Below are 17,073 nucleotides of genomic sequence, written 5' to 3'. Positions count from 1 at the left end.
AAACTATGCTTGCCTTATGTCAGGCTAATCTCGGTAGTGCTATTCCAGCCAAGGAGCGCTATTTGGGTGAGGTTGATCAAACTGACTACTCCCCTTTAAGTATTGGTGGGAGTTATGTGGTGTATGGTCTGCTGTGTGTTTTTGAACGAGTGGATTTTTTAGTTCGAGTGCCTGAGCAACCACCTTTCTGGGCTCCGAGCAGTCTGTTTCAGTTGGTTGATGCTAGAATTCCAGCCGGCTGGCAGCTTTGTATTACGCAAACGCGCCCTGATTATAAGTGTCTTTTTGAAGCTTTTAAAATTAGCCATGTTATAGGCTATCCGCTACTGGTTAATGAGTATGAGCATTATATAGGGGTTGTTGAACGGGACCCAGTGGAAGTACTGCGATTCCTGGAAGAAGTGGAGCGCATAGCAGAACCATGGGGTTAGGGTATGGTCAGCATATAATTGGTGGTTTGGGAGGTGGAGATGTCCTCCTAGTTTGTGCTGATTAAAACTCAAATGGTGTGAAAGTAACTGGGGCCTATCTAATAACTGTTAACTTCGTTTGTGCTGCCCTCAGCGGAGCGGTATTGAAAGGCGTTTTTTCTCGTGCGACAGCTATTCAAGACTATCTATTTTAATAGTGCTGACTACGAGACCCAGCACAAAGCTTTCAGCCAAGGCAGGTTCTTAGCCTTTGAGAGTTAACTTAGGGAACACCAAGAGCCCAACCCGAGCTCTTGCGTGACTCCCATTAATTGCATGCGTTGCGTCAGGCTGGTAGTGATTTCCCAGCGCGGCCCTCCCTTAAACCCCTTTGGTATTCGGCAGCAAGATGGTCAATACCCCCAGCAGCGGCAGGTAGGAACAGAGTCCATACACATACTCGATGCCCTGGATGTCCGCCAGATGCCCCAGCAACGCGGCGCCAATCCCGCCAAAACCGAACATCAAGCCGAAGAACACACCGGCAATCATGCCGACGTTACCGGGTACCAGTTCCTGGGCATAGACGACGATGGCAGAGAACGCCGACGCCAGAATAAATCCAATAACCATGCTCAATACGCCTGTCCAGAACAGGTCCACATAAGGCAAGGCCAGTGTAAAAGGGGCTGCCCCCAGGATCGAGAACCAGATGACTTTTTTGCGCCCGATCCTGTCGCCAATCGGGCCACCAAAGAAGGTACCTGCTGCCACTGAGCCGAGGAACAAGAACAGGTAAAGTTGAGAGCTGGCCACTGACAGGTGAAATTTCTCGATAAGGTAGAACGTGAAATAACTGGTAAAGCTGGTCATGTAGAAGTATTTGGAGAACACCAGCATTGCGAGCACCACCAGTGCAAACGTTACTCGTCCCTTGGACAGGCCGTGGCTCGCCTGGCTGCCCTGTTTAAGCTTGAACAGGGCCAGGTGGTTGCGATACCAGCGGCTCAAGCCGTACAGCACGAAGATGGCGAAGGCGGCAAACAGGCCAAACCAGGCGACATGCCCCTGGCCATAAGGGATCACGATGGCCGCAGCCAGCAGCGGGCCGAATGCGCTACCGGCGTTGCCGCCGACCTGGAAGGTTGACTGGGCCAGGCCATAGCGCCCGCCTGACGCCAGTCGCGCCACACGGGAGGCCTCGGGGTGGAAGGTCGATGAGCCGATGCCGACAAGGGCGGAGGCCACCAGGATCGACGCAAAGCTGGCGGCAAAGGCCAGCAGCAGGATGCCGATCAAGGTGCACACCATGCCCGCCGGCAGCAGCCAGGGTTTGGGGTGGCGATCGGTGTGATAACCCACCCAGGGCTGCAGCAGGGAGGCTGTCAGCTGGAAGGTCAAGGTAATCAGCCCCACCTGGGTAAAGCTGAGCCCATAGTTGGCCTTGAGCATGGGATAGATCGAGGGAAGCACGGCCTGGATCAGGTCGTTGATCAAATGTGCCAGCGCGCAGGCGCCGATCACCTTCATGACCAGCGGGCTCGCTTGTTGGGCCACTGAGGCTGACGCAGACGCAGAGGCCGGGGATGCGGTTGTTGTAGACATGGCAAATCTTCCGGGGCGATAGGGGTGCGAGCTCAATGCTCGACGCTATCCTAGAATTCGCCTGCATGCCTGTCTCGCTGTATAAGGGAGCAAACCATCGCAAAAGGGGCGTCGCGATCAAACCACTCAATGATTTTTTGCTGGAGATCGATCGGAGCAACTGGACGGTGATCGGCAGCGCGACCGATTATCCTCAGGACTGGATCATCCCGGCCCATACTCATGAGAAGCATCAACTGCTGTATGCCATTGCAGGTGTCATGGTGGTTTACAGCGAGTCGAGCCAGTGGACCGTTCCCTCCAATCGGGGGGTGTGGATGCCCAGCGGCAGGGTTCATTCGATCCGCTGTGTGGGGCCGCTGAAAATGCGCAGTGTGTTTGTGCGACCCGATGCACTTGTGGACCTGCCTGCCGAGATAAGGGCCGTGAGCATCTCGCCGCTGTTGAGCGAGTTGATCAAGGTTGCCGTGGGCCTGAAGCTGCCATATACCGCGCACACCCGCGAAGGTCGGGTGATGCAGCTGATTCTGGACGAGTTGGCTCTACTGCCCGCATTACCCTTGCATCTGCCCCGGCCAGCCGATCATCGCATCAACGATATTTGCCTCAGGTTGCAAAAAAATCCCGCCGACAGTTCGACGCTGGCTGACTGGAGTACCCATCTGGGCCTCGACGAAAAAACCATCCAGCGCCTGTTTCGCAAGGAGACCGGCATGACCTTCGGCCAGTGGCGCCAGCAGGCGCGTTTGCTGCTGGCGGTTGAGCGCATGGCGGTGGGGGAGAAGATTATCGATGTGGCGTTTTCACTGGGGTATGAAAGTCCGAGTGCGTTCACCAACATGTTCAAAAAGCAGTTCGGCAAAACCCCCAGCCATTTTTTCAAATAGTCTTTCGCTCGCTTCTAAGAACCGCTACACACCTTGGCAGCAACCGGGTCGTCGGGGATAAACGAGTCCTTGGCTGAGGGTTTAAGCACCACGTAGCCGCGGCGCCAGGGCTGGTCATCGACCATGCTCCAGCGATGCCCCGTACCGGTGTTGTCTTCGGCGATCAGCACTTCGCCCGGATGCAGGGTGAATTTCTCGCCATTGCGGGTCGCGAATGCCAGCGTGCCCGACAACGTGATGACGTACTGCGGCTCCGGGTCGTTGTGCCAGTCATAGGAAGCATGCGCCGGGCTTTGCTTGAAATGGATGGCGGTCACGTCGTTGCGCATGTTCTGGTCGATACGGCCTTGCAGAACATGGGAGGCGTTGTCCGCACCCGTACACAATTTGTAGGCCTTGATGGTGTCGGTAGTGGAGGTGGCGGCCTGGGCACCGCTCAGGGTCGCCAGAGTAATGGCTACCGCCGCCGCCGTGCGCAGGCCCAGGCGGTGGATTGCAATGCGCTGCGGTGCGCGAGTGTGCTTATGCATGGAGCAGGGTTCCCTTGTGCTGAATTGACGTGACAGGCAGTCATGTTCTGCGGGGGAGCGGCTCTGGACAATTAACAATTTGTTTATGGGTTATAAAAGCCCGACTGATCGAGACGGACTTTTGGTGAGCGCTGATGGGGTTGGTTGCCCGCTCATGCCATTGCCAGCATTCAGCGTTACTGCAAATGTGCCTTGAGTTCTTGCGAGGCTTGCAACATGGCAGAGCGCACTGCAGGCACCTGGCTGACCACGTTCAAAAGACCAAAGTCGTGAATCATGCCGTTATAGCGAACCGCAGTGACCGGTACTCCTGCCTGATCCAGCTTGCGGGCGTAGGCTTCGCCTTCGTCACGCAGTACATCGGCACTGGCGGTTTGTACCAGTGCAGGTGGCAGCCCCTTCAACTGATCCACCGATGCGCGAAGTGGCGAGGCGTAGAGGTCGGCACGTTGCTTGGGGTCGGTGGTGTAGTTGTCCCAGAACCACTTCATCATGTTGCGGGTGAGAAAGTGGCCCTCGGCAAATTGCTTGTAGGATCCGGTATCAAAGTTGGCATCAGTCACTGGCCATAGCAGCACTTGGTATCTGATCGCCGGTGTGCCTTTGTCTTTGGCCATCAGGCTGACCACAGCGGCCATATTGCCGCCCACGCTGTTGCCTGCAACGGCCAGGCGTTTGCCGTCTACATTGATTTCGCTGCCGTGCTCGGCCACCCACTGGGTTGCCGCGTAGGCCTGGTTGATGGCTGTCGGGTACCTGGCTTCGGGGGAGGGGGTGTAGTCAACATACACCGCCACTGCCCCGGAACCCGCGACCAGGTCACGTATCAGGCGCTCGTGGGTCGGGTAGTCTCCCAGCACCCAGCCGCCGCCGTGGAAGTACATGAACACGGGCAAGATGCCTTTCACGCCTGCCGGGCGCACGATGGTCAGGTTGATATCCTGACCCTCGACGGAAATGGTCTTTTGGCTGATATCGGCTTTGGGCAGGGTCAGCTCGACCCCCGACTGGGCACCCGCCAGCACCGCACGCGCATTTTCAGGCGAGAGCTTCTCGATGGGTGTACCGCCACTGGAATTCAATGCATTAAGGAAGTTCCGGGTGTTGTGTTCAATACCGGTGTCAGTTGCTGCGAACGCGCTGCCTATAGATACAGCGAGGATTGACCCCGCCAGGATTTTAACAAGAGTGCTCATGTTTTTATCTTCATCGCAGTGGGTTGAGCGTACACGTACGGGTGTACATCGCAATTGCCTAAATGGGCGACGAAGTTATGCTCAAGCTGGCTGAAAGCGTCAACTTCCAGACTGTTAGAGGATTTGTAGTCGGAAAAACCAGCGGCTCATTCTGTATTTGTTTTTCACGACAGTTGTTTGATGAGCGTTTACAAGTTGCCCGGGTTTTATCTGGCGAGCGCAGGCCAACTCATTACCGTTAAGGGTGGCAATGAGCTGAAAGCCGCGCCTGCGCAATAATCAGCCCTTGGCCACCCCCACCCGCCACTGCGAAGGGGGCACCAGGCCGTTGACCAGGTAGTTGCCGACAATGCGTGACTTGTAGACCCGGGGATTGTGGTTGGCCAGGGTGCGGGCGTTGCGCCACAGGCGGTCCAGTGCCTTGTTGCTGGCGGTGGCACTGGCGCCCAGGGCATCGAACAGCGCCGTAGTCGCGGCCAGGGTGGCGTCTACCACGGGGTTGACCGCCAGGCACACTTCCAGTTCGGCCAGTGCCACCTGCGGGTCTTCATGGGTCAGCGGCTGCTCACTGGCAATGGTGTATTGCGCGGTGCTTTCCAGGCGCTGCGCCGCGTACCGGGCAATGGCCTGTGCTGCATAGGCCTGGCTGGCCACCTCGCCAATCACTTGCAGCAATTGCACGTCCTGCGCGGCGCTGTCGGCATTGCCCGTAGAGAAGGTTCTGGAGCGGCTGTGCAGTTCGTCGGCACCACTCAAGGCGGCGCGGCGGGCGATGCCGGCCAGGGTGCTCAGGTGGTAGATCTGGAAGAACGATTGGCCATAGGCAAAACGCTGGTCGGTGGCGCGGGGTTCATCGTTCACTCGCACGTTGTCGAAGATGCAGGTGCCGCTGGCAGTCAGGCGCTGACCAAAGCCGTTCCAGTCATCAATGATTTGTACGCCGGGGGCCTTGAGATCGACCACTACGCTGTACAACGTGCCATCGTCACCGGTGCCGATGGTGTTGATCAGGTCACTGTAAAGGGCGCCGGTGGTGTAGAACTTTTTCCCGCTGATACGCAGCGAGCCGTCTTCAGCCCGGTGGATGCGGGTTTCGAATTCGCCACGGGTCTGCGTGCCCACCTCGGTACTGCCCGGCGACAGTAAAACGCCCTGGCTGAGTGTGTCCAGCCAGCGGGCCTGCCAGTCGAGATTTTTCGAGACCAGCACTTCTTCGCAGAACCCAAAATGCCCGCGCAAGGCCTGGGTGATGTTGGAGTCGGCTGCGGACAATTCGGTCAACAGGGCGAGCAACTCAACCAGCGTGGCGTCCTGACCGCCATAGCTGGTCGGCAGACGCCAGCGCGGCAAGCCCAGGGCGTTCAGTTGCTGGATCACCTTGCCCAGGTGGCTGCGCGAACCATCAGCTTCGGCGGCTTGTGCGCCGATTTGGGCAAACAGCGGGCGAAAGGGAGCGGCCAGTTGTTCGTAACGGGCGCTTGGGGCGCTGCCCCAGATATCAAGTTGTGGATTAGGCATGCAGTCTGACCTTGCCGGGCCTGCGCTCAAAGGCGCGCTGGCGCTGAAATGAGTGAAGTAAATACGGTTAGGCCCAGTGGTCTGGTGAAGCCACCCTAATACTAGATTGGTCAAATGCTTAATACCAAAAACAGCTAACCAAATACCCGGACAGGGTTCTATGGATATGCCTTAAAAGTATTGGTTGCTTATGTCTTTATTGCGCTAGCTTCTAAAAACGCCACGCTTGGCGACTCAAAAAGCCTCTTTTCTCAAAGCCAGACTGCATGCCTACAGATGGTTGATTCAGCTGTTAACTCTGTAGGAATCCTTAATGACAACACGTCAAAAATTGCTCGGCCTGTTGGGTCTGGCCTCTCTGGTGCTGCATGGCACTCCCGCCTGCGCCGCTACCCCGCAGACCCTGGTGGTGGGCGATCAGTTCTTCTCCAACCGCATTGTTCTCGAACTCTCGGGTGAGCTTAAAGATTTGCCCTATACCATCGATTTCAAGCGCTTCAATACCGGTTCGCCGGTAGCCTCGGCCGTCGCCAGCGGCGCCCTGGATATTGGCGTGGTAGGCGATACCCCGGTGATCAGCCTGGCGGCCAACGGTGCCCCGGTCAAAGTCGTGGCCAGCACCCAGACCAGCCTTAACGGTGTCGGCATTGTGGCCCGCCCGGGCATCCATTCGGTGGCTGACCTCAAAGGCAAGACCGTGGCGATCTGGAACGGCTCCTGGAGTCAGCAGATGATGTTCAAGGCCCTGGATGAAGCAGGCGTGCCACGTGACAGCGTGAACTACAAGTTCCTGTTGCCGGCGGAAGCCAGCATGGCCTTGAGCCAGGGCGATATCGATGCCTTCGGCACGTGGGAACCCTATGTGTCGCTGCAGGAAAAAGAAGGCAGCACCCTGATCCGCAACGCCAAGGGGCTGATGAGCGCACCGACTTATGTGGTTGCCTATGAGCCGGTGCTGGCGCAAAAGGGCGAGATCATCAAGGACTTTGTTGCGCGCCTGACCCGCGCCCGGGAGTGGAGCCAAAGCCATGTTGATGAATACGCTGCCGCCTGGTCCAAGGCCAACCAGTCCTCCCCGGAAATCGCCAAGGCCTGGTTCAAGCGTGACGCCATTACCGTGTTGCCGATCTCGCCCACCATTGTCAGCGAAGCCCAGGCCACTTCTGACTTTCTATACGACGCCAAACTGCTGAAAAAGCCGTACGACGTCACTCCCATGTTTGACCGCGCACTCTGACAACCAAGGAAAACCTTATGGCCAAGCAAATGGCACTGGCGGGGTTTATGCTTTCGGGCCCCGTGGTACATAGCCACGCGGTGTGGCGTCACCCGCAAACCCATAGCCACTTTCTCGACCCCGACTACTACATCGAAATAGCCAAGACCCTGGAAGAGGGTTGTTTTGACCTGTTGTTTTTCGCTGATCGCCTGGCGGTCGGCGATCAGGCCGGGCAATCCCGGGCGCGTTCCTTCGAGTTGGGTGCGCAGGATGCGGCGCGGCTCGATCCGCTACCGATTCTCAGCTTGCTGGCCGGTCACACCAAGCATATTGGCCTGGGGCTGACACGCTCTACCACCTACTACCAACCGCCCCATGTGGCGCGGGCCATCGCCTCCCTGGACCATATCTCCAGAGGTCGCAGCGCCTGGAATATCGTGACCTCGATGAACGACAGCGAAGCGCGTCTGTTCGGCCATGCCCAGCACCTGGCCCACGATCAGCGCTACGCCCGCGCCGATGAGTTTGTCGAACTGGTGCTCAAACTGTGGAACAGCTGGCAGCCGGATGCGCTGGTGCTGGACAAGGTGCGCGGCATCCTCGCCGACCCGAGCAAGATCGATGCCTTCAAGCACAGCGGCACCTACTTCGACTGCGAAGGCCCGCTCAATATTCCGCGAGTGCCACAGGGCCAGCCGGTGCTGATCCAGGCCGGAGCCTCGGGGCGGGGTCGCCAGTTTGGTTCACGCTGGGCTGAAGTGATTTTCAGCATCAACAGCCGGGTAGAGCGCATGCTCGAATTCCGCCAGGATATCCACCAGCAAATGCGCGCCATTGGCCGCAACCCGGATGACTGCAAAATCCTCACGGCGGTCATGCCATTTATTGGCGGCACTGAAGCTGAAGCGATCAAAAAGCGCGATGAGCACAATGCATTGGCCAACCCTGAACTGGGGGTTATCACCCTGTCGACTCAGTCCAATTTCGACTTTACCCAATTCCCGCTGGACACCCGCCTGCTGGATATCGCCCGGCACTCGGCCACCCCCGACGTGATTGCGCAAAAACTGCGTCTGGAACGTGACATCACCCTTGGCGAATACGGCGCGATCATGGCCGCCAGTATCCGCGTGCCGCAATTGGCGGGGACCGCAGAGAGCGTGGCGCAGCAATTGATCGACTGGCTGGAGTTGGGTGCCTGCGACGGTTATGTGGTGTCGCCTGCCTACCTGCCCGGCACTTTCACCGAGTTCACCGAATCGGTGGTGCCGATCCTGCAACGCCGCGGTTACCTGCGCAGCGCCTATGAGCATCCGACCTTGCGTGGGCATCTGGGGTTGAAAAGTTTCAATTGAAACCGGAGTGCGAAGGGTTCACTCCTGAACCCCTCGCCAATGACGGATTGCTCGATAGCCCCCTGAGGCCGGTTCCTTTTCAGAATATTCAATGGGTAGCTGACAATCACCCGATGCTCGTCGCAGACTCGCTCCGCTCAACAGCGGCTACAGGTGCTTGGCAGTTGTGCAAGGACTGTAAAGTTGGGTAAATCTTGGCTTCGAGCCTTGCTCGCACTGGTATAAGGGCGGCGTTTTTTTCCTGTTGAAAATGAGCGTTCGGTCATGAAATTGAAGTCTGTTGTTAAAGCGATGGTTGTAGCGGTGGCGGTATCGGCCTTGTCAGGCTGCTGGATGTTTATGCCGCCAGGCGGCGGTGGCGGGGGCGGTGGTGGCGGTCATGGTGGCGGTGGTCAGCACGGTGGTCAGCGCTGATCGGGTGAGTCGCTTTATTGTGGGCGCTGGCATTACAACTCCAGCTTGTAGCCCACGCCATACAACGACTGGATCGGGTCGTGCCCGGGGCTGGCCTGGGCCAGTTTGCGCCGCAGGTTGCGGATATGGCTGTCCACCGTGCGGTCAGTGACCACGCGATGGTCGGAGTAGAGTTTGTCCAGCAACTGGTCACGGGAAAATACCCGCCCCGGGGCGCGGGCGAAAGTGTTGAGCAGGCGCAGTTCAACCGGGGTCAGGTCCAGCGCCACGCCATCGAACGAGGCGCGATACTGCGCTTCGTCGATCTGCAGGCGGGCCCGGGCCACCTGCTCGAACTGCGGGCTGCGGCGCAGGATGGCCTTGACCCGGGCCACCACTTCACGCGGGCTGAACGGCTTGCAGATATAGTCGTCAGCGCCCAGATCCAGCCCCAGCAGGCGGTCCACTTCTTCTACCCGAGCGGTGATCATGATGACCGGTATTGCGCTGAAATCCCGCAGCTCCTTGCAGATTTCCAGGCCGTCGCGACCGGGCAGCATCAGGTCCAGCAGGATCAGCCGCGGCCCATGGCTGCGCACCCACGGCACCACGTCCAGGCCATTGTCCAGGCAATGCACGGCGTACCCGGCGAGGGTCAGGTAGTCATGCATCAATGCGGCCAGTTTAGGCTCATCTTCAACGATCAGAATCGTGTCCATGCTTTACACCTTGCGTGGCAAGCGCAGGCTCAGCCAGAGGCCGCCCAGGGGTGAGTGGTCGGCCGTGAGGCTGCCGCCGTGGGCCAGTACGATGCTGTGACAGATCGCCAGTCCCAGGCCGGCGCCGCCACTGGCGCGATTGCGCGAGGCTTCGCCGCGGTAGAAGCGCTCGAACAGCCGCGGCAGTTGCTGCGGGTCGACGCCGGGGCCGGAGTCCATAAAGCTGACCAGTATGTGCTCATCTTCAATGGAGGCGCTGATCAGCAGCATGCCGCCGGCATCGGTGTAGCGCACGGCGTTTTCCAGCAGGTTGCCGAACAGCTGTTGCAGGCGCTTGGCATCGGCTTCCAGCAGCAGGGTGCAGGATGGCAGGCGCAGCTCAACCCGCAGGCCGGCCGCATTGCAGCGTTCCTGATACATGGCCACCGAGGTCTGCAGCAGGTCGTTGAGGTCGCATTGGCTTTTGCGGTAGGTCAGGGCACCGACATCGGCCAGTGACAGCTCATACAGGTCGTCCACCAGTTTGCTGAGCATGCCGACTTCGCCTTGCAGTGACTTCATCGAACTGTGGTCGAGGGTGCGTACACCGTCCTCGATGGCCTCCAGTTCGCCGCGCAGGATCGACAGCGGCGTGCGCAGTTCGTGGGAGACATCGGCCATAAATTCGCGGCGCATTTTTTCGTTGCGCTCAAGGGTGTAGGCCAGTTGATTGAAGTCGCGGGCCAACTGGCCGACTTCGTCATTGGACGATACGGCTACCCGGTTGCTGTATTCCCCGGTGGCCAGTTTGTGGGTGGCCGCAGCCACGCGCTTGACCGGGTCGAGCAGGGTGCGGGCGATCCACCAGGCAATCAGCATGGCCAGCAGCAGCGAGAGCACGCCCATGCCCAGACTGGTTTGCAACTGGTATTGCTGGAAACGCTCGCCACCGGCCTCGGTCACGCTCTGGAACGGGGTCACGGCCAGCCAGCCGACGGTTTTGCCATTGACTTCAATTGGCCGCAGCAGAGCATCGTCGCCGATGGAGGGGTAGCCGGTGACGCGCTTTTTATCCTGGTCGAGCAGGGCAATGCGAAACAGCGCGCCGGTCAGGTCCGAGGGCAACGGGTTTTTAAGGTCGCCGCGTTTGGGTTCATCCCCTGCGTCTGGCCGCATAAGTTGAAACCAGCGCTCTGGATTGTGTCGCAAAAAATCCCAACTGCCTTCGCGCTGCCAGGCGCTAACCATACGCGGCTGCACGGATTCCATGCGCTCCAGCGCCTGTTCATTGAGGTAGCCGAGAAAGCCCCGGGTGAAACTCCAGCTGGTGGCCAGGCCCATGCTCAGAATCACGAACAGCACGCTGGCCAGGACGGCGATAAACAGCTTGGTGGAGATACTCAGTTTCATCGGCTCGGCTTACTGGCGAAATGGCCTGCTCATTTAGGCCCTGCGCCGGGGAAGATTCAAGGCTTGCGGGCAATCTTCAATTTTCCTGCACATTTGCCTCGCACCATGACATCAGCCAACTGTCTTGTAGAGGCCGCCATGTCGATCAAACTGTTTACCAAATCCCTGGTAACTGCCGCTGTTATTGTGTCTTTGCTGGTTCTCGTTGTGTTGAGCGGATGCTCGGCCGGTGACTCCGCGCCCGTTGCCGAAAAACCCAAGGTTTCGGTGCTCACTGTGCAACCGCAGCGTCAGGCATTGACCACCGAGCTGGCCGGTCGCACCCAGGCATTTATGGTTGCGCAGATCCGTCCTCAGGTCAGCGGCATTGTGCAGCAGCGCCTGTTCGTCGAAGGGGCCGAGGTCAAGGCCGGCGAGGCGCTGTATCAAATTGATGCGGCGCCATACAAGGCCGCCTTTGCCCAGATGCAGGCCACCGCCGCCAAGGCCCGCGCCACCGTCAAATCGGCTCAGGCCACGGCCCGGCGCGACGCGCAACTGGCGAAAATAGACGCCATCAGCCAGCAAGATAATGAAGACGCGCAGGTCAGCCTGCAAACCGCCGAAGCCGATCTGCAAGTGGCCTTGGCCGACGTCGAAACCGCGCGCATCAATCTGGCTTACACGCGCATCAGTTCGCCGCTCAGTGGCCGCATCGAAACCTCCACCGTGACCCCCGGCGCCTTGGTGGTGGCCAGCCAGGACACCGCGCTGACCACCGTGCAGCAACTGGACCCGATCTATGTCGACGTCACCCAGTCGACCAGCGAGTTGCTGCGCCTGAAACGCGACCTGGCCAGCGGCACCCTGCAAAACAATGGCCAGGGCGAAACCCCGGTGTTGCTCAAACTCGATGACGGCAGCACCTACAACCACGCCGGCAGCCTCAAGTTCAGCGGCGTCACCGTCACTGAAGGCACCGGCACCGTGACCCTGCGCGCTGTCTTCCCCAACCCCGATCACCTGTTATTGCCGGGTATGTATGTACGCGCCGTGCTGGATCAGGCCACCGACGACAGGGCGATTTTGATCCCGCAAAAAGCCGTCACCCGCAGCGCCAGCGGCGTGACCTCGGTGCTGGTGGTGGTCGAGGGCAAGGTCGAACAGCGCGTGCTGAGCATTGACCGTGCCGTGGGCAATCAATGGTGGGTCACCTCCGGGTTGAATGCCGGTGATCAGGTGATTGTCGAGGGCGGGCAGAAAGTCCGGGTGGGCAACGAGGTATTGGCACAAAACAGCGAAACCCGTTCGCTGCCGACCCGTGCGGCACCCACTGCAATTGCCCGGGAGGGTTGAACATGGCGCGCTTCTTTATTGATCGGCCGATTTTTGCCTGGGTGATCGCCATCGTGATCATGCTCGCGGGCGCGCTGTCGATCACCCAATTGCCCCTTGAGCAGTACCCTGACATTGCCCCGCCCACGGTGAAAATCGCCGCCACCTACACCGGCGCATCGGCCAAAACGGTCGAGGACTCGGTGACCCAGGTGATCGAGCAGCAAATGACCGGCATCGACAAGCTGACCTATATGTCGGCCTCCAGCAGTTCGGCGGGCAGCGCCAGTATCAACCTCACCTTTGAGGCCGGCACGGATCCCGACGTGGCGCAGATGCAGGTGCAAAACAAGCTCCAGCAAGTGGAATCGCGCCTGCCCAGCTCGGTGCAGAGCGAAGGCCTGACCGTGACCAAGGGCGGCTCGGATTTCTTGATGATTGCCGCGCTGGCCTCGGATAACCCGAGCGTGACCGGCACGCAGATTGGCGATTACATCTCCAGCACCTTGCTCGACTCCATCAGCCGCATCGACGGCGTCGGTGAAGTCAAAGCCATGGGCTCGGGCTACGCCATGCGCATCTGGCTGGACCCGGCGCTGCTGCAAAAATATTCCCTTATGCCTTCTGACGTGACCACCGCCCTGGAGGCGCAAAACACCGAAGTGTCGGCCGGGCAATTGGGCGCCTTGCCCGCCGTGGCCAGCCAGCAACTCAATGCCACCATCACCGCGCGCAGCAAGCTGCAAACCGCCGAAGAATTTCGCAATGTGGTGGTCAAGTCCAACAGCGCCGGTGCCGTGGTGTTGCTCGGCGAAGTGGCCACGGTGGAGCTGGGCAGTGACAGCTATGACGTCAACTCGGCCCTTAATGGCAAACCGTCCGCCGCCATGGGCGTGCAACTGGCCACCGGCGCCAATGCGCTGGAATTCGGTGAAGCGGTCAAGGCCAAGCTCGCCGAACTGGAACCGTACTACCCGAGCGAAATGCAGCTCAAAAACGTGATCGCCTACGACACCACGCCGTTTGTCAGCCTGTCCATCGAAGAAGTGGTCAAGTCGCTGGGCGAGGCCATCGTGCTGGTGGTGCTGATCATGTTCCTGTTCCTGCAGAATTTTCGCGCCACGCTGATCCCGGCCATCACCGTGCCGGTGGTGCTGCTGGGCACCTTTGGTGTGCTGGCGATATTTGGTTACTCGATCAACACCCTGACCATGTTTGCCATGGTATTGGCCATCGGCTTGCTGGTGGATGACGCCATTGTGGTGGTGGAAAACGTCGAGCGGGTGATGAGCGAGAAGGGTTTGTCGCCGCTGGAAGCGACGCGCCAGTCGATGGATGAAATCACCAGCGCCTTGATCGGCATCGCTCTGGTGCTGAGCGCGGTGTTTATTCCTATGGCGTTTTTCAGCGGTTCGACCGGGATTATCTACCGCCAGTTTTCGGTGACGATTGTGTCGGCGATGGTGCTCTCGGTGCTGGTGGCCATGACCTTGACCCCGGCCCTGTGTGCGACCTTGCTCAAGCCGGTTGACGGTAAGGGCCACGGCCCGCAGAGCGGATTCTTCGGCTGGTTCAACCGTACCTTTGAGCGCGGCGCCCAGGCGTATCAACGGGTAGTCGGCAAGATTTTGCAACGCAGTGGCCGCAGCCTGATGGTGTACGTGTTGGTGGTTGCCGCGATGGCGGTGGGTTACACCAAACTGCCCACCTCGTTCCTGCCCGATGAAGATCAGGGCATCCTCATGGCGCAGATGCAATTGCCGGTAGGCGCCACCGATGACCGCACCCAGGCGGTGCTCAAACAGTTCGAGAGCTACATTCTGCAACAGCCGGAAGTCGAGGCCATGATCAGTATTTCCGGCATGGGTATGGGCGGCAACAGTCAGAACTCGGCGCGGGCGTTTATCCGTCTCAAGGACTGGAGCGAGCGCACCGGCGCCGGGCAGGATTCAGCGTCGATCGCGCAGCGCGCCACGCAGGCGCTGTCGAGCATCGGCGATGCCGATGTGTTTGTCATGCAGCCGCCAGCCGTGCGCGGATTGGGGCAAAGCTCGGGGTTTGATTTGCAACTCAAGGACGTCGCCGGGCTGGGCCATGAAGCGCTGGTGGCGGCGCGTGAGCAACTGATCGAGCTGGCCAGACAGGACCCGCGCCTGCAAGGCGTACGCAGCAACGGTCTGGACGACACGCCGCAGCTCAAGGTGACGATTGATGACCGCAAAGCCGGGGCGCTGAGCCTGACCACCAGCGATATCAACACCACGTTATCCACGGCGTTGGGCGGCAGTTACGTCAATGACTTCCTCAATCAGGGCCGGGTGAAAAAGGTCTATGTGCAGGGGCAGGCGTCGTCGCGGATGCAGGCTGACGACCTTGATCACTGGTTTGTGCGCAACAGCAATGACGAAATGGTGCCGTTCTCCTCGTTCGCCAGCAGCTCATGGACCTCGGGTTCGCCGCTGCTGGAGCGCTACAACGGCAGTTCGTCGCTGGAAGTGGTGGGTGATCCGGCACCGGGCGTGAGTTCCGGGGTGGCGATGGACGCTGTGGAGTCGATCATCAAGCAACTGCCTGAAGGCATCAGCTACGAATGGACGGGGCAGTCCTATCAACTGCGTCTGTCCGGCTCGCAAGCGCCGTTGCTGTATGCGATTTCGGTGCTGTTTGTGTTCCTGTGCCTGGCGGCGCTGTACGAGAGCTGGTCGGTGCCGTTTTCGGTGATGCTGGTGGTGCCATTGGGCGTGGTGGGCGCGGTGCTCGCCACTCGCTTCAGCGGCTTGAGCAATGACGTGTACTTTCAGGTGGGACTGTTGACCACCGTGGGGCTGGCGGCGAAAAACGCCATTTTGATCGTCGAGTTCGCCAAGCACCTGCAAGAGCAGGGCAACAGTTTGATCGACGCCACGCTGATCGCGGTACGGCAACGTCTGCGGCCGATTTTGATGACCTCGCTGGCCTTTATGTTTGGCGTGTTGCCGCTGGCCATGAGTTCCGGTGCAGGTTCGGCCGGGCGTCAAGCCATCGGCACCGGCGTGCTGGGCGGCATGTTCAGCGCCACGGTGCTGGGAATCTTCTTTGTGCCGCTGTTCTTCGTGTTGATTCGCCGCCGTTTCAGCCGCGTGTCGACCCCCACCACTGACCGTACAGGTGAAGCATGAGTCGCTTTCGTTGGCCGCTGCTGGCCGTTTTCGCACTGCTGGGCGGCTGCATCAATCTGGCGCCTGAGTACGAGCGTCCGCAAGCCCCGGTGGCCGAGCAATGGCTGGCGGGTGCCAGCACGCCCAAAGGGCAGGTGGCGGCGGACATTCAATGGCAGCAGTTTTTCACCGATCCGCGTCTGGCGCAGTTGCAGACCCTGGCCTTGGCCAATAACCGCGACCTGCGGGTGGCCAGCCTGAATATCGAAAAAGCGCAGGCGCAATACCGCATTCAGCGTGCCGCCTCGTTTCCGGGGATCGACGCCAGCGTCAGTGGCAGTTCCAGTCGGGCCAACAGCAGCACCAGCCACAGCTACAGTGCCGAACTGGGGTTGAGCAGCTACGAAGTGGACGTGTTCGGGCGAGTCAAAAACCTTCAGGACGAAGCGCTGCAATCCTATCTGGCGCTGACCGAAACCCGCCGCAGCACTCAGATCAGCATGGTCGCCGAAGTGGGCACCGCGTGGCTGACGTTGGCGGCGGACAACGAGCGCCTGAAATTGGCACAAGAGACGCTGACCAGCCAGCAGTCCACCTACGAACTGACCCAGCGCAGCCATGGTTTGGGTGGTTCATCGGGGCTGGCAGTCTCTGAGGCGCAAACCACCGTGGAATCGGCGCGGGTCGATGTGGCCGAATACGCCAGTCAGGTGCTGCAAGATCAGAATGCGTTGCGTCTGCTGGTGGGCAGCGACATCCCGGCCAGCCTGCTGCCGGGCGACAGCCTGGAATCGGCGGCGATGCTGGTGCAAGTGCCAGCCGAGTTGCCGTCCACCTTGTTGCAGCGTCGCCCGGACGTACTGGCCGCTGAACATAGCTTGATGTCAGCCAACATCGACATTGGCGCGGCGCGGGCGGCGTTCTTCCCCAGCATCACCCTGACCGCCGGTGCCGGGTCAGCCAGCACCAGCCTGTCGAGCCTGTTCAAGGCCGGCAGCGGCGCGTGGAGCTTTGCGCCGAGTATTAGCCTGCCGATCTTCGACGCCGGCAGTAATCGGGCTACGCTGGACTCAGCCAAAGTGGAACGCGAGATACAGGCGCAGACCTACCAGCTGACCTTGCAGACTGCGTTCAAGGAAGTGGCCGATGCACTGGCGGTGCGCAGCACCCTGGACCAGCGCCTGAGCGCCCAGCAAGCGCTGACCGAGGCCAGTCGCAAAAGCTACGAGCTGTCGGATGCACTGTACCGCAGTGGTTCGCAAAGCTTTCTTGAAGCACTGGTTTCCCAGCGTTCGCTGTACAGCGCCGAACAAGATCTGATCACCCTGCGACTGGCCGAACAAAGCAACCGCGTGACGTTATACAAAGTGCTGGGCGGTGGCTGGAACTGAGCGCAGGTTT

Annotated in this window: 14 protein-coding genes; 8 read left to right on the top strand and 6 right to left on the bottom strand. The window is 59.7% G+C overall.

What is annotated here, in order from left to right:
• The first annotated feature begins 5 nt into the window (after window positions 1-5).
• Window positions 6-431, top strand: coding sequence for a hypothetical protein (locus GHO42_RS07735; protein WP_143518580.1), 426 nt, complete (start codon window positions 6-8; stop codon window positions 429-431).
• A 360-nt stretch (window positions 432-791) separates the two neighbouring features.
• On the opposite strand, the gene GHO42_RS07730 is transcribed toward GHO42_RS07735, so the two are convergent.
• Window positions 792-2,015 carry an MFS transporter gene (locus GHO42_RS07730; RefSeq protein ID WP_095022925.1) on the bottom strand — a complete coding sequence of 408 codons (1,224 nt, stop codon included), beginning with the start codon at window positions 2,013-2,015 and terminating at the stop codon, window positions 792-794.
• A gap of 65 nt (window positions 2,016-2,080) precedes the next feature.
• On the opposite strand from GHO42_RS07730, the gene GHO42_RS07725 reads away from it, so the two are divergent.
• Entirely contained in the window at window positions 2,081-2,902 is an 822-nt protein-coding gene (locus GHO42_RS07725; protein WP_095001756.1) for a helix-turn-helix domain-containing protein, read from the top strand.
• A 14-nt stretch (window positions 2,903-2,916) separates the two neighbouring features.
• On the opposite strand, the gene GHO42_RS07720 is transcribed toward GHO42_RS07725, so the two are convergent.
• The 3 genes from GHO42_RS07720 to GHO42_RS07710 form a co-directional block, all read right to left on the bottom strand.
• Window positions 2,917-3,432 (bottom strand): cupin domain-containing protein, encoded by a 516-nt coding sequence (locus tag GHO42_RS07720; RefSeq protein ID WP_095026558.1) that lies wholly within the window; start codon window positions 3,430-3,432, stop codon window positions 2,917-2,919.
• A 176-nt stretch (window positions 3,433-3,608) separates the two neighbouring features.
• Complete coding sequence (locus GHO42_RS07715; protein WP_153327459.1) at window positions 3,609-4,628, bottom strand: alpha/beta hydrolase; 1,020 nt, start codon at window positions 4,626-4,628, stop codon at window positions 3,609-3,611.
• A gap of 279 nt (window positions 4,629-4,907) precedes the next feature.
• Window positions 4,908-6,146, bottom strand: a complete 1,239-nt coding sequence (locus tag GHO42_RS07710; RefSeq protein WP_138738467.1) for an acyl-CoA dehydrogenase family protein — start codon at window positions 6,144-6,146, stop codon at window positions 4,908-4,910.
• A gap of 313 nt (window positions 6,147-6,459) precedes the next feature.
• On the opposite strand from GHO42_RS07710, the gene GHO42_RS07705 reads away from it, so the two are divergent.
• The 3 genes from GHO42_RS07705 (at window position 6,460) to GHO42_RS25725 (ending at window position 9,134) form a co-directional block, all read left to right on the top strand.
• Entirely contained in the window at window positions 6,460-7,383 is a 924-nt protein-coding gene (locus GHO42_RS07705; protein ID WP_095019283.1) for an ABC transporter substrate-binding protein, read from the top strand.
• Between the two features lie 17 nt (window positions 7,384-7,400).
• Complete coding sequence (locus GHO42_RS07700) at window positions 7,401-8,720, top strand: LLM class flavin-dependent oxidoreductase (protein WP_095019284.1); 1,320 nt, start codon at window positions 7,401-7,403, stop codon at window positions 8,718-8,720.
• Between the two features lie 264 nt (window positions 8,721-8,984).
• The gene (locus GHO42_RS25725) at window positions 8,985-9,134 is read left to right on the top strand and encodes a hypothetical protein (RefSeq protein ID WP_165484563.1); all 150 of its coding nucleotides are present in this window, start codon (window positions 8,985-8,987) and stop codon (window positions 9,132-9,134) included.
• 32 nt (window positions 9,135-9,166) lie between these two features.
• On the opposite strand, the gene GHO42_RS07695 is transcribed toward GHO42_RS25725, so the two are convergent.
• Window positions 9,167-9,832 (bottom strand): response regulator, encoded by a 666-nt coding sequence (locus tag GHO42_RS07695; protein ID WP_153327461.1) that lies wholly within the window; start codon window positions 9,830-9,832, stop codon window positions 9,167-9,169.
• Between the two features lie 3 nt (window positions 9,833-9,835).
• Window positions 9,836-11,221 (bottom strand): ATP-binding protein, encoded by a 1,386-nt coding sequence (locus GHO42_RS07690; RefSeq protein ID WP_153327463.1) that lies wholly within the window; start codon window positions 11,219-11,221, stop codon window positions 9,836-9,838.
• Window positions 11,222-11,359: 138 nt separating this feature from the next.
• Between GHO42_RS07690 and GHO42_RS07685 the strand changes: the two genes are divergently transcribed.
• From GHO42_RS07685 to GHO42_RS07675, 3 genes are read left to right on the top strand one after another with little or no spacing between them, the layout of a single operon-like run.
• Window positions 11,360-12,556, top strand: coding sequence for an efflux RND transporter periplasmic adaptor subunit (locus GHO42_RS07685; protein WP_153327465.1), 1,197 nt, complete (start codon window positions 11,360-11,362; stop codon window positions 12,554-12,556).
• A 2-nt stretch (window positions 12,557-12,558) separates the two neighbouring features.
• The gene (locus tag GHO42_RS07680) at window positions 12,559-15,693 is read left to right on the top strand and encodes an efflux RND transporter permease subunit (RefSeq protein WP_153327468.1); all 3,135 of its coding nucleotides are present in this window, start codon (window positions 12,559-12,561) and stop codon (window positions 15,691-15,693) included.
• The gene (locus tag GHO42_RS07675) at window positions 15,690-17,063 is read left to right on the top strand and encodes an efflux transporter outer membrane subunit (protein WP_153327469.1); all 1,374 of its coding nucleotides are present in this window, start codon (window positions 15,690-15,692) and stop codon (window positions 17,061-17,063) included. Before GHO42_RS07680 ends, GHO42_RS07675 begins: the two co-directional genes overlap by 4 nt.
• Window positions 17,064-17,073 lie beyond the last annotated feature (10 nt).

This window comes from Pseudomonas sp. FSL R10-0056 (assembly GCF_009600105.1).
Taxonomy (GTDB): domain Bacteria; phylum Pseudomonadota; class Gammaproteobacteria; order Pseudomonadales; family Pseudomonadaceae; genus Aquipseudomonas; species Aquipseudomonas bubulae.
The sequence above is the reverse complement of the archived record's forward strand: the minus strand, read 5'-3'. Positions and strand labels throughout refer to the sequence as shown.

Coding starts and splice junctions, on each gene's coding strand:
- GHO42_RS07690 (WP_153327463.1), bottom strand. CDS start 11,221: ATGAAACTGAGTATCTCCACCAAGCTGTTTATCGCCGTCCTGGCCAGC.
- GHO42_RS07725 (WP_095001756.1), top strand. CDS start 2,081: ATGCCTGTCTCGCTGTATAAGGGAGCAAACCATCGCAAAAGGGGCGTC.
- GHO42_RS07680 (WP_153327468.1), top strand. CDS start 12,559: ATGGCGCGCTTCTTTATTGATCGGCCGATTTTTGCCTGGGTGATCGCC.
- GHO42_RS07700 (WP_095019284.1), top strand. CDS start 7,401: ATGGCCAAGCAAATGGCACTGGCGGGGTTTATGCTTTCGGGCCCCGTG.
- GHO42_RS07720 (WP_095026558.1), bottom strand. CDS start 3,432: ATGCATAAGCACACTCGCGCACCGCAGCGCATTGCAATCCACCGCCTG.
- GHO42_RS07705 (WP_095019283.1), top strand. CDS start 6,460: ATGACAACACGTCAAAAATTGCTCGGCCTGTTGGGTCTGGCCTCTCTG.
- GHO42_RS07710 (WP_138738467.1), bottom strand. CDS start 6,146: ATGCCTAATCCACAACTTGATATCTGGGGCAGCGCCCCAAGCGCCCGT.
- GHO42_RS07675 (WP_153327469.1), top strand. CDS start 15,690: ATGAGTCGCTTTCGTTGGCCGCTGCTGGCCGTTTTCGCACTGCTGGGC.
- GHO42_RS07730 (WP_095022925.1), bottom strand. CDS start 2,015: ATGTCTACAACAACCGCATCCCCGGCCTCTGCGTCTGCGTCAGCCTCA.
- GHO42_RS07715 (WP_153327459.1), bottom strand. CDS start 4,628: ATGAGCACTCTTGTTAAAATCCTGGCGGGGTCAATCCTCGCTGTATCT.
- GHO42_RS07735 (WP_143518580.1), top strand. CDS start 6: ATGCTTGCCTTATGTCAGGCTAATCTCGGTAGTGCTATTCCAGCCAAG.
- GHO42_RS07695 (WP_153327461.1), bottom strand. CDS start 9,832: ATGGACACGATTCTGATCGTTGAAGATGAGCCTAAACTGGCCGCATTG.
- GHO42_RS07685 (WP_153327465.1), top strand. CDS start 11,360: ATGTCGATCAAACTGTTTACCAAATCCCTGGTAACTGCCGCTGTTATT.
- GHO42_RS25725 (WP_165484563.1), top strand. CDS start 8,985: ATGAAATTGAAGTCTGTTGTTAAAGCGATGGTTGTAGCGGTGGCGGTA.